Source organism: Microbulbifer celer (assembly GCF_020991125.1).
In the GTDB taxonomy this organism is placed as follows: domain Bacteria; phylum Pseudomonadota; class Gammaproteobacteria; order Pseudomonadales; family Cellvibrionaceae; genus Microbulbifer; species Microbulbifer celer.
Window position 1 is genome coordinate 1,550,721 of record NZ_CP087715.1, and the last position, 12,262, is coordinate 1,562,982.

Sequence of the window (12,262 nt, forward strand, 5' to 3'; positions counted from 1 at the left end):
CGGCCAGATAAAAGTGTACGGCTCTTACGCATTTAGACCAATCAGTCTAAATAATGGTACTGTCAGCGGTTAAATAGTCAGGCAATTTTACAGGCAGGCAGCAATATGGCCGGACCCCTCACACATCTTAAAGTACTCGATCTCAGTCGTATTCTGGCGGGCCCCTGGGCAAGCCAGGTACTGGCGGACTTTGGTGCTGAAGTCATCAAGGTGGAACGGCCGGAGCGCGGAGATGATACCCGCCACTGGGGCCCCCCCTACCTCAAGCGGGAAGATGGTGCGGATACCGCGGAAGCCGCGTATTACCTGAGCGCCAATCGCGGTAAAAAATCCATCACCGTGGATATTACGCGCCCGGAAGGTCAGCAGTTGGTAAGGGAACTGGCCCAGCAGTGCGATATTTTGCTGGAAAACTATAAAGTCGGTGGCCTGAAAAAGTACGGGCTGGACTACGATTCGCTCAAAAGCATCAACCCGAAAATCATTTACTGTTCCATTACCGGATTCGGGCAGACGGGCCCTTACGCCAATCGCGCCGGTTACGATGCCATGATCCAGGGCATGGGGGGATTGATGAGTGTTACCGGCGTGCCGGAAGGCGAGCCTGGAGCCGGTCCGCAAAAAGTCGGTGTCGCGGTCGCGGACCTGATGACCGGGATGTATGCGGTTTCCGCGGTTCTGGCGGCGGTAGTACATCGCGACCAGACGGGCACCGGGCAGCAGATCGACTTGGCTCTGCTGGACACCCAGGTGGCCTGGCTGGCGAATCAGGCGCAGAACTACCTGACTTCCGGTCGCGCCCCCCAGCGCCAGGGCACGGCGCACCCGAATATCGTGCCGTATCAGGCGGTTCCCGCCAGCGATGGCTATTTCATGCTCGCGGTTGGGAATGATCTCCAGTTTCAGAAATTCTGTGGAATAGCCGGGTTGAATGAAATTGGTAGCGATCCGGCCTACGCCACCAATGCCGCCCGTGTGCAGGCCCGTGCGCAATTGATCCCTCTGATCGAAGCCGCCACTCGAGAAAAACCGGCGGCCTGGTGGCTGGAGAAACTGAGCGAAGCCCATGTACCCTGCGGTCCCATCAATGACCTTGAGCAGGTGTTTGCCGATGATCAGGTGCGGGCGCGACAAATGGTGGTAGAGCAGTCACACCCTGAAGCCGGCACGGTAAAAACCGTGCGCAACCCGGTGATCTATTCCGAAAGTGCACTGGAGTACGAGGCACCACCGCCACTACTGGGCCAGCATACTGACGCTATTCTGAAAGATATGTTGGGTAAAACGGTTGACGATATAGCGGAGCTCAAGCGCAACGGCGTCATCTGAGTCCACTGATCACTGGCGAAGAGTCGATTGATATTGTCCACCGCTGAGCCCTGAGTCAGCGCGGGAGCGGTCATGATGAAGCAGGTTGTCAGTAGTGTGATTTTCGCAGTTGGTGTTCTGGCCGGCTGTGGGGCCAGCGAGGATTCAGAACAGAACAATATAGAGGCAAATACTCCCAATCTGACCAGCGAAACGCCCAGGACGCAGACGGCGTTGGGGGAGGCCGCAACTCCGGCATTGGATTGCAGTAAACCTGACGATTCCATTGAAGAAATGGTGTGCGCTGACAGTGAGCTGGCAATGCTCGATCGCAAATTGGAACTGGTGTATCAAACTGCGCTCATGTCTCCGAAAGGGAAGGGCGATAGCTGGCTGAAAGCCAGCCAGATCGGCTGGGTAAAGGCGCGCGCTGAGTGCCGGGCGGCGACGGATAAACGCCCGTGTGTGCTGAACAGCTACCAGCGCCGTATTGCGGAACTACAGGCCCTGTATTCGCTGGTGCCAGGCAATGGCCCGGTCGTTTATCGCTGCAGCGAGGGAGATGTCACTGCGACCTATTACCAGACCGACCCACCCAGTGCGGTGGTGGAATATGGTGGTAAGCAATCTTTGATGTTTCTGCAGCCCAGTGGCAGTGGCGCGCGCTACGAAGGCAGAAATGAGAGCCTGTGGGAGCATCAGGGGGAGGCCAGCGTTATCTGGGGGCACGGCGCGGCGGAAATGCGTTGTAAAATCAATTAATCTAGGGAACCTCTGATCAGGTCACGCTGAGGCATTGCGGGCTTGATCAGGGTTCCCTGGTCGTTAGTTAGATAGAACCATAATAAGGACGTTTTCATGAGCGCGATTTTACTGATGTTGCTCGGCCTCGGGGGCATGGCGGCCGGCTACTTCTTTTACTCCCGCTACATCGCCGAGCGCATCTACCGCTTTGATCCCGATTTCATTACCCCGGCTCATGAGTACGACGACGGCATCGACTATGTGCCCACCAACAAGTTTGTACTCTGGGGGCATCACTTTACGTCGGTTGCCGGTGCAGCGCCGATTGTGGGGCCGGCTATTGCGGTGATCTGGGGCTGGCTGCCGGCGTTCCTGTGGGTAGTGTTTGGTACCGTTTTCTTCGCTGGTGTGCACGATAGTGGCGCTATCTGGGCCAGCGTACGCAATCGGGCGTTGTCCGTAGGTGCGCTTACCGGCCACGTGGTGGGCAAGCGCGCCCGCAGCATTTTCATGATCGTTATCTTTCTCGTGTTACTGATGGTCAACGCGGTCTTCGGCGTGGTGATTGCGCGGCTATTGATGGAAAACCCGGGTTCGGTGTTGCCCATCTGGGGTGCGATTGCAGTGGCGCTAGTTATCGGGCAGTTGATCTATCGGTTTAAATTCAATCTGCCGCTGGTATCCCTGTTTGGGGTGGCCGCGCTCTATGCGCTGATCTATCTCGGCCCTCAGATTCCCATGGCGCTGCCGGAAACCGTTGGTGGGCTTTCTGCAAATGCGGCCTGGATTCTGATTCTGTTTGCATACGCCGCGATTGCCTCTCTGCTGCCGGTCTGGGTGCTGCTGCAGCCAAGGGATTACATCAATGGCCTGCAGTTGTTTGTGGGGTTGATCCTGCTGTATTCCGCTGTGGCCATTGGTAACCCCGAGATTGTGGCGCCGATGATCAACCACCAGGTACCGGTAGGGACGCCGTCCATCGTGCCGTTGCTGTTCGTCACCATCGCTTGCGGGGCGATCTCCGGGTTTCACGGGCTGGTAGCCTCGGGCACCACATCCAAGCAATTGAATAAAGAAACCGATGCGCGCTTTGTCGGCTACTTCGGTGCGGTGGGCGAGGGCGCGCTTGCGTTGGCAGCGATCCTCGCGGCTACGGCCGGGTTTGCCACCCTGGGGGAATGGCAAGAAGTTTATAGCGGGTTCGGCCAGGGCGGTGTTCAGGCCTTCGTCGATGGCGGAGCGACCATTTTGAGCCAGGGGACGGGCATCAGTGCTGCTGTGGCGGGGACCATGCTTACGGTCATGGCGGCACTGTTTGCCGGTACTACCATGGACACGGGGCTGCGATTACAGCGCTATATTTTCCAGGAGTTTGGTGAAATCTACGGTATCCGCTGGCTCGGTCGTCCGTTACCGGCGACCCTGATGGCGGTGGGGTGCTGTGTATTGCTGGCGTTTGGTGCCGGCGGTGCCGACGGCTCTGGTGGGTTGCTGATCTGGCCATTGTTCGGAACCACCAACCAGTTACTGGCAGGGCTGACACTGCTGGTGATCACAGTAATGCTGGTGCGCCTGAAGCGGCCGGTGTGGGTTACCCTGATTCCGCTTGTGTTCCTGTTGTTGATGACATTGGCCGCGCTGTTGATACAGCTCAATGAGTTCTATCAGAAGAAAGACTGGTTCCTGCTTTCCGTCGATCTGGTGGTTCTGATCGCGGCAATACTGGTCACCCTGGAGTGTATTTCGGTATTCCGTAAACCGACAGAGGTTGAGGAAACCTGACCCGGAAAACAACACAACAGGAGGTTGTGGACTGTGGGAAACGAAATCAGAGAGTTGCGCGAATCCTGTAAAGCTGGAGATGAAGATGGCTCTAGTGGCGCTGTTTCGGGACAGACCAGGTCAGATCTTCCAAGAAATTTGAAACTGGTATTTTCCAGAATCGGGCGTCAGTTAGAGGCGTTTTACAATGCGCCCTATCGTCAGGCTATCGCGCGGGCCGAGCGCGACGAAGAAGATCTGTTTCTGTTGCTCGTCTATGGCGAATCTCTGGGAATTCCCAATCCCGCCGCGTTCTATATGCTGGAGTTACAACCGCTCTTGCTGGAGCGCTTTCATCAGTGGCATAAGCGGATGGGAATGGAGCGCTCCCCGCTGGATGAATTTCGCTGCTGCTGACTTCAAACTTCAAAGGGGAACAGAGCATGGCGAGCATTGACCTGCAATCACTCCTTCGGCACCGGCTCTTGATGGTCGGTGGCAAAGGTGGCGTGGGTAAAACCTCGATCGCGGCCTCCCTGGCTCTCATTGCAGCAAAGCGCGGCCGCCGAACGCTACTGGTATCCACGGATCCGGCGCACAATCTCAGTGATATTTTTCAGGTGCCACTCGGGCCTGATAGTAAAACGATCGCGCACAATCTGGACGCCGTAGAGCTATCACCGGAGCGCGAGCTGGATGAGTATCTCGAGAGCATCCGCAAACAGATGTTGCCCCATGTCGCGGTAGGCATGCGTCCGGCGCTGGAGCGGCAACTTCAGTCGACCCGTCACTCTCCCGGTGCCGAAGAGGCCGCGCTGCTGGAGCGCATTACCTACCTGATGGATCAGAGGGAAGAGTACGACCTGCTGATCTTCGATACCGCACCCACCGGCCACACCCTGCGCCTGCTTTCACTGCCCCAGACAATGGCGGCGTGGAGCGCGGGACTGCTGGCCCAGAAGCAGCGCAGCAAGGGGCTGGCTTCCCTGCTTGCCCACCTGGACCCTGGAAGAGACATCAATAACCCACTGGCGGAGCCGGAAAAGCGGCAGCCAGGCGCTTCGAATTCTCCTGTGCTGGCACCAATGGAGGCGCGAGAGCAGCGTTTTCGTCGCGCTGCAAAGTGCCTGACCGATACGACGGAATCAACTTTCCTGTTTGTGATGACACCAGAGCGCTTGCCGCTATTGGAAACCGGCCGCGCGGTAAAAGCGCTGTCAGAAAAAGGGGTATCCATCGCCGGTGTCTTGTGTAATCGGGTGCTTCCTCCGCAGGCGGAGACGGTGGGCTTTCTGAAAGCGGTGCTGCATCAGCAGCGGACGGTACTGGCGGAGTCCGAACGTGTATTCAAAAAGATTCCACAAGGACAGTTGGCGCTGATGGAAAATGCAGTTGCGGGCAGGGAAGGGGTAGAGTTGTTCGCCAAAGAACTTGAGCAGGTTTTGGACGGGGCGTTGAAGCAGTCTGTCGAGGCCGGCAGATCCTCCGCCGATGCGGCAGGCTAGTGGTCCATGCGGAAAATTCTGTAACCGATCACTTCGCCACAGACTCCAGGGCGACGCTGAAAAAGCTTGAATTAACGCTGCTAGTCCTGCGCTTTTTCAACGCCACCCTGGAGCCTGTGGCTGTGTGCTTTAGTTACCGAATTTCCCGCATGGACCACTAGCCACTGACCGGCGTGAAGCCGGCCAGGGTAGGGTGCCTTTTTTTATCCCAGCGCGCGACGCCTGAAGATCGGCAGGGTCTGATCTACGGCGGTCTGATAGGCGTCGGTAAAGTCCTGCATGGAATCCAGCAGATCCGCCAGCGGCTGATCGCCCTGATAGGCAAAGGCGTTAAAACCACAGCGATTCAGATAGGTGAGCTGGTCGCGAATAAAGTTGCCGACAGCCCGCAGCTCCCCTTGAAAGCCATAGCGCTGGCGCAACAGGCGGCCAGCGGTAAAGGCGCGGCCATCGGTAAAGGCCGGGAAGTTGGTGGCGATCAGCGGCAGCTCCTGCGCGTATTCGCCGATCAGGTCTGCGGTTTCGTCGCTATCCAGCCATACGCCAATCTCGTCCTTGCGGGCCGCAAGGTGTTCGCGCAGCTCCAACCATACGGTCAATGGCAGAATGATCTTGCCCGGGGCGAGATTGTCCGCGGTGATCTCTGGCTCGTCCTCTCCGCTACCCAGCGGGAGCAGGTTCCACTGATTCTCCACCACCGCGCCGTCGACAAGCAGTTGCGCGGGATTGTCTGGCTGTGCACCTACCGGCTTTTTCACTGACAGTTTCTCAGCTGGCTTTGGCATACACACGCTCCTTGAATGGCTTGAGTCCTATACGGCTGTAGGTGTCGATAAAGAGTTCATCCGGCTGGCGATTTTCCACGAATACATCGAGGATCTTGCCGATGGTGTCCGGCATCTCCTCGCGGGAGAAACTGGGGCCGAGTACCTTACCCAGGCTGGCATTTTCAGAGCTGTTGCCGCCCAGCTGCACCTGATAGAACTCCTCGCCTTTCTTGTCCACACCGAGAATACCGATGTGGCCGATATGGTGGTGGCCACAGGCATTCATGCAGCCGGAAATATTCAGGTCCAGGTCGCCCAGGTCGTACAGGTAGTCCAGGTCGTCGAACTTGCGCTGAATAGCTTCTGCCACCGGAATCGACTTGGCATTGGCCAGAGAGCAGTAATCGCCACCGGGGCAGCAGATCATGTCTGTCAGGGTGCCGATATTGGGTGTGGCAAAACCGTTCGCGCGGGCTGCCTGCCACAGGTCATACAGTTTTTCCTGTTCCACATCCGCCAGCACCACATTCTGCTCGTGGGTTACGCGTACTTCACCGAAGCTGAACTGATCCGCGAGCTCGGCGATGGCTTCCAGCTGCCGGTCGGTGACGTCACCGGGGGGGATGCCTGTCGGCTTGGTGCTCAGTGTCACCGACTGGTAACCGGAAACCCGGTGCGGGAAGGTGTTGCGTTCCAGCCAGCGGGCAAATGCTTTATTGCCACCGGCCTGATCCTGTAGTACCGCTTCCGTATGGTTCTGATCGAACGATTTGTAATCCTGTTCCGGGAAGAAGCGCTTCGCCCAGGTAATCGCTTCCGGCGTGAGTTCTTCGGCGCTGTCTTTGATCTGCTCCCATTCCGCTTCTACACGGCGGGCAAACTCTTCCGGACCCAGTGCCTTCACCAGGATCTTGATGCGCGCCTTGAACTTGTTGTCGCGGCGACCCAGCTGGTTGTATACGCGGACAATCGCCTCCAGGTAGGAGAGCAGATGAGTTTCCGGCAGGAAGTCGCGGATGGCGACGCCGATGATTGGGGTGCGGCCAAGACCGCCGCCGACAAAGATCTGATAGCCGATCTCGCCCTGATCATTCTTCACGATCTGTACGCCGATATCGTGTGCGCGAATCGCTGCACGGTCCGCCTCTGAGGCGCAGACAGCAATCTTGAACTTGCGTGGCAGGAAGGCGAACTCCGGGTGGAAGGTGGACCACTGGCGGATCAGTTCACAGTAGGGGCGGGGGTCGACGTACTCGTCTGCGGCAACGCCGGCAAACTGGTCCGTGGTGGTATTGCGGATACAGTTGCCACTGGTCTGTACTGCGTGCATTTCCACTTCCGCCAGCTCGGCGAGAATATCCGGTACGTCTTCCAGATTCGGCCAGTTCAGCTGCACATTCTGGCGGGTGGTGAAGTGCGCATAGCCCTTATCGTATTTACGTGTGATATGGGCCAGACGACGCAGTTGAACGCTGTTGAGCATGCCGTAGGGCACGGCAATACGCAGCATGGGGGCGAGTCGCTGGACATAAAGACCATTTTGCAGCCGCAGCGGGAGGAATTCCTCCTCACTCAACTTGCCGTCGAGATAGCGCTCGGTCTGGCCGCGGAACTGGGCCACCCGTTCCCGGATCAGCTTGTGGTCCTGTTCGTCATATCGATACATAAGAGCTTGATTCCATTGCTTTTTTACGCCTGTACCCGGCATCCGGAGGGTATTCTGGACCCTACCTGAGACCCTGAGTGGCGCATAACATACCAGCCGCCTTATACAAAAAATAACAATTTTTTTCGCTAGCTTAGTAACCGGTAGTTATAAGGAGTTAGGAGACTCAACAATAGCGCTGTTGCGCCCCGCAGAGGGATTTGCTCTACTTGAGAATCCGCCTGCGGGCGGTGCTGCTACAGTAAAAACAATAATGCGTTCTTGAGTGACGGAGTATTCCGATGAGTGATCAAGTAGCCCGGGAAGTAGTAGTTGTATCCGACGATAGCGATAATGTTGTAGATGCCATTGCGGCAGTCGCGCTGGTGGCGATATTTGTTGCTACCTGCGTGTTCTGGGTAGCCTCTCAGGGCTGATTCCGGCCCGGTCAACCCAGACCACAGTTCAATACCGGTTATCCCGGCGCTGGTTAGCAGTCCAGCCCCGGGAGCTGTACGGTATTCCCCCCTCAAAATGGTCAGCCCATATTACCCAACACCGTTTTCACCACCAGAATCAGGGTCACCACAAACAGCGCGGTAAAGATGACACCGGCTGCGATATACGCCTTGATGCTGCCTGCCTTGAAATCCCGTTCCCGATTCTTGTTGGACTGCACGCCAATCGCGGCGGCCAGGGTGCTCAGCACTATCTGCCCGAATGAAGGTTTTTGCTTTTCGTTTTCATCTTTCATGGTGAAGTCCCTACTGAAATGAGGGTTAAGGAGCCACGTCACTGGATTCGTACCTACTCAATCCTCGAGGTTGGGCCGCAACCAACGCTCCAGCGCTTCTTCGCTCATCCCTTTGCGCTCGGCCAGGCTCTGCAGCTGATCGCGGCTGATCTTGCCCACATTAAAGTATTTTGATTCCGGATGTGCAAAGTACCAGCCACTCACTGCCGCCGCCGGCATCATCGCAAAGCTGGATGTCAGTTCCATACCCGCATTTTCTTCCGCGTTGAGCAGTTTGAACAATGTGGCTTTTTCCGTGTGGTCCGGGCAGGCAGGGTAGCCCGGAGCAGGGCGGATGCCGGTGTAGGCCTCTTTGATCAGGGATTCGTTGTCCAGATTCTCATCCGGCTGGTATCCCCAGTACTTTGTGCGTACTTCCCGGTGCAGGTATTCCGCCAGGGACTCCGCCAGTCGATCCGCCAGCGCCTTCACCATGATCGCGCTGTAATCGTCGTGCCTGGCTTCGTACTCCGCCGCCAGTTCATCGGCACCGATACCCGTAGTGACCGCAAAGCCGCCAATGTAATCCGCCACGCCGGAATCCACCGGCGCTATAAAGTCTGCCAGTGAACGGCAAAGGCCATCGCCGCCGCGTTTCTGTACCTGCTGGCGCATCTGGTGCAGCCGCGCGAGCTCTTCGGAGCGGCTCTCGTCGGTGTAAACGATGATGTCGTCACCGTCCGCATTCGCCGGCCACAGGCCGAATACCGCGCGGGCTTTCAGGCGCTTGTTGTCGATCAGGTCCGCCAGCATGGTCTGGGCATTTCTGAACAGATCCGTTGCCGCTTCGCCCACCACTTTATCGTTCAGGATCGCTGGATACTTGCCGGCCAGATCCCAGGAGATGAAGAAGGGCGTCCAGTCGATGGTATCCACCAGTTTTTCCAGTGGGAAATCATCCAGCACCGTCAGCCCCGGATTGTTGGGCGCCTTCGGCTTGAAGTTAGCCCAGTCAAACTGTGGCCCGGCTTTCAGTGCTTCTTCATAGCTCAGCCGCGGGTCATTGCGTTTGCGGCTGGCGGTGCGCTTGCGCACCTTGTCGTACTCTTCCTGAATGTCTTTCACAAACGCCGGTCGCAGCTCGTCGGACAGCAGGTTGCTGGCCACACCCACAGCGCGGGAGGCATCGGCCACGTAGACTGTCTGGTTGCGGTTGAACTGCGGATCGATTTTCACCGCCGTGTGCGCCTTGGAAGTGGTGGCGCCGCCGATCATCAGCGGGATATCAAAACCCTGCCGTTCCATTTCTGCCGCCACGTGCACCATCTCGTCCAGGGATGGGGTGATCAGGCCGGACAGGCCGATGATATCGCAGTTCTTTTCTTTCGCGGTCTGCAGAATCTTGTCTGCCGGCACCATCACGCCGAGGTCGATCACCTCGAAGTTATTACAGGCCAGCACCACGCCAACGATGTTTTTGCCGATATCGTGTACGTCGCCCTTCACCGTCGCCATCAGAATGCGGCCGTTGGGCTTGCTGTCGACGGTCTTCTCGGCCTCGATATAGGGCTGGAGGTAGGCCACCGCCTGCTTCATTACGCGGGCCGATTTCACCACCTGGGGCAGGAACATTTTGCCCTCACCGAACAGGTCGCCGACCACGTTCATGCCGTCCATCAGTGGGCCTTCGATCACATCCAGCGGGCGGGTGGCCTGTTGGCGTGCGGCTTCGGTGTCTTCTTCGATAAAGTTGTTGATGCCCTTGACCAGCGAGTGCGCCAGGCGCTCATTGACCGGCAGCTGACGCCAGGCCAGGTCTTCCTTGCGTTCTGCGGTGGAACCGTCACCACGGTATTTCTCCGCAATATCCAGCAGCGCTTCGGTTCCTTCCGGTGTGCGGTTGAGGATTACGTCCTCAACCTTGTCCCGCAGTTCGTCAGGGAGTTCGTCGTACACCGCCAGCTGGCCGGCGTTGACGATCCCCATATTCAGGCCGGCCTTGATCGCGTGGTACAGGAATACGGAGTGGATCGCTTCCCGTACCGGGTTATTGCCGCGGAAGGAGAAGGACACGTTGGAAACACCACCGGATACGTTGGCTCCCGGCAGGTTTTCACGGATCCACTGGGTGGCCTGGATAAAGTCCACCGCGTAGTTGTTGTGTTCCTCGATACCGGTGGCGACGGCGAAAATATTGGGGTCGAAAATGATATCGCAGGGGTTAAAGCCAACCTGCTCGACCAGAATATCGTAGCTGCGCTTACAGATTTCAGTCTTGCGCTCGAAGGTGTCTGCCTGGCCTTTCTCATCAAATGCCATCACTACCACGGCGGCGCCGTAGCGCAGACAGGCGCGGGCCTTGGCCAGGAAGTCCTCTTCGCCTTCCTTGAGGCTGATGGAGTTGACGATGGCCTTGCCCTGGATGCACTGCAGGCCGGCCTCGATGACTTCCCACTTGGAGGAATCCACCATGAACGGCACTTTGGAAATGTCCGGCTCGGTAGCGCAGAGGTTCAGGAAGCGGCGCATGGCGAAGACGGAATCCAGCATCGCTTCGTCCATATTGAAGTCGATGATCTGTGCACCGTCTTCCACCTGGGCGGCGGCCACTTGCAGCGCGGTGTCGTAATCCTCTTCCATGATCAGGCGTTTGAAGCGCGCGGACCCGGTGACGTTACAGCGCTCGCCCACGTTCACGAACAGGGCGTTTTCGTCGACGACATAAGGTTCCAACCCGGACAGGCGCAGTGCCGGCTTCTGTTCCGGCAGTTTGCGCGGTGCTATGTCCGCAACCGCGTCGGCAATCGCGCGGATATGCTCCGGGGTGGTACCGCAACAGCCGCCCAGAATATTGATAAATCCGCTGCGGGCGAACTCCGCCACAATGGCTGCGGTCTGTTCCGGTGTCTCGTCGTACTCGCCAAATTCGTTCGGCAAGCCCGCGTTGGGGTGGGCGGAGACATGTTCCGCGCACACGCCGGAGAGTGCCTCCACATAGGGGCGCAGCTCTGTAGCGCCGAGGGCGCAGTTCAGGCCGACAGACAGCGGCTTGGCGTGGGCGATGGAGTAATAGAAAGCTTCGGTAGTCTGGCCGGAGAGGGTGCGACCGGAGGCATCGGTGATGGTGCCGGAGATCATGATCGGCAGCTCGAAGCCGCGCTGATCAAACACTTCCATCAACGCGTAGATCGCGGCCTTGGCGTTCAGGGTATCGAAGATGGTTTCGATCAGGATCAAGTCCGAGCCGCCATCGATCAGCGCGTTGGCGGACTCGATGTAGTTGTCTACCAGCGCCTCAAAGGTGACATTGCGCGCGCCGGGATCATTCACGTCGGGAGAGATACTCGCGGTGCGCGATGTCGGACCCAGCACCCCGGCCACGTAGCGGGGCTTCTCCGGTGTGGAGACTGCGTCTGCGGCCCGTCGCGCCACCTCGGCAGCCACCCGGTTCAGTTCCGGCACCAAGTCTTCCATATCGTAGTCCGACTGGGAGAGGCGGGTGGCGTTAAAGGTGTTGGTCTCGATGATATCGGCACCGGCTTCCAGGTACTCCCGGTGCAGGCGCTCGATCAGATCCGGTTGAGTCAGTACCAGCAGGTCATTGTTGCCCTTGAGATCCGAGGGGTAGTCGGCAAAGCGTTCCCCCCGGTACTCCGCCTCGGACAGCTTCTCCTGCTGGATCATGGTCCCCATACCGCCATCCAGGATAACAATGCGCTCCTCGAGGGCGGCATACAGCTGTTTCAGGCGTTGATCGCGGGACTGCTCAGACATGGATTTTTCCTTAAACCGAGGATCA

At 57.9% G+C, this 12,262-nt stretch carries 10 protein-coding genes; 6 read left to right on the forward strand and 4 right to left on the reverse strand.

All coding sequences use genetic code 11. The features are described 5' to 3' along the window. Nucleotides 1-105 precede the first annotated feature (105 nt). The 5 genes from LPW13_RS06510 (at nt 106) to LPW13_RS06530 (ending at nt 5,318) form a co-directional block, all read left to right on the forward strand. Nucleotides 106-1,329, forward strand: a complete 1,224-nt coding sequence (locus LPW13_RS06510; protein ID WP_230438636.1) for a CaiB/BaiF CoA transferase family protein — start codon at nt 106-108, stop codon at nt 1,327-1,329. 72 nt (nt 1,330-1,401) lie between these two features. Then, the gene (locus tag LPW13_RS06515; RefSeq protein WP_230438637.1) at nt 1,402-2,070 is read left to right on the forward strand and encodes an MliC family protein; all 669 of its coding nucleotides are present in this window, start codon (nt 1,402-1,404) and stop codon (nt 2,068-2,070) included. 96 nt (nt 2,071-2,166) lie between these two features. After that, a complete protein-coding gene (locus LPW13_RS06520) occupies nt 2,167-3,834 on the forward strand; it encodes a carbon starvation CstA family protein (RefSeq protein ID WP_230438638.1) in 1,668 nt (555 codons plus the stop codon). 33 nt (nt 3,835-3,867) lie between these two features. Continuing rightward, on the forward strand, nt 3,868-4,230 hold the full coding sequence (locus LPW13_RS06525; protein ID WP_230438639.1) for a cory-CC-star protein: 363 nt from the start codon (nt 3,868-3,870) through the stop codon (nt 4,228-4,230). 26 nt (nt 4,231-4,256) lie between these two features. Further along, nucleotides 4,257-5,318, forward strand: a complete 1,062-nt coding sequence (locus tag LPW13_RS06530; RefSeq protein WP_230438640.1) for an ArsA family ATPase — start codon at nt 4,257-4,259, stop codon at nt 5,316-5,318. Between the two features lie 203 nt (nt 5,319-5,521). On the opposite strand, the gene LPW13_RS06535 is transcribed toward LPW13_RS06530, so the two are convergent. Beyond that, entirely contained in the window at nt 5,522-6,103 is a 582-nt protein-coding gene (locus LPW13_RS06535; RefSeq protein WP_230438641.1) for a DUF934 domain-containing protein, read from the reverse strand. Then, nucleotides 6,087-7,751, reverse strand: a complete 1,665-nt coding sequence (locus LPW13_RS06540; RefSeq protein ID WP_230438642.1) for a nitrite/sulfite reductase — start codon at nt 7,749-7,751, stop codon at nt 6,087-6,089. Before LPW13_RS06540 ends, LPW13_RS06535 begins: the two co-directional genes overlap by 17 nt. A 281-nt stretch (nt 7,752-8,032) precedes the next feature. Between LPW13_RS06540 and LPW13_RS18160 the strand changes: the two genes are divergently transcribed. Next, complete coding sequence (locus LPW13_RS18160; protein ID WP_268932684.1) at nt 8,033-8,167, forward strand: hypothetical protein; 135 nt, start codon at nt 8,033-8,035, stop codon at nt 8,165-8,167. Nucleotides 8,168-8,268: 101 nt separating this feature from the next. Here LPW13_RS18160 and LPW13_RS06545 read toward each other — a convergent pair whose 3' ends face one another. Both LPW13_RS06545 and metH read right to left on the reverse strand, forming a co-directional pair. Next, nucleotides 8,269-8,484 carry a DUF2970 domain-containing protein gene (locus LPW13_RS06545; protein ID WP_230438643.1) on the reverse strand — a complete coding sequence of 72 codons (216 nt, stop codon included), beginning with the start codon at nt 8,482-8,484 and terminating at the stop codon, nt 8,269-8,271. Between the two features lie 57 nt (nt 8,485-8,541). Continuing rightward, nucleotides 8,542-12,237 carry a methionine synthase gene (metH, locus tag LPW13_RS06550; protein ID WP_230438644.1) on the reverse strand — a complete coding sequence of 1,232 codons (3,696 nt, stop codon included), beginning with the start codon at nt 12,235-12,237 and terminating at the stop codon, nt 8,542-8,544. Nucleotides 12,238-12,262: the final 25 nt, after the last annotated feature.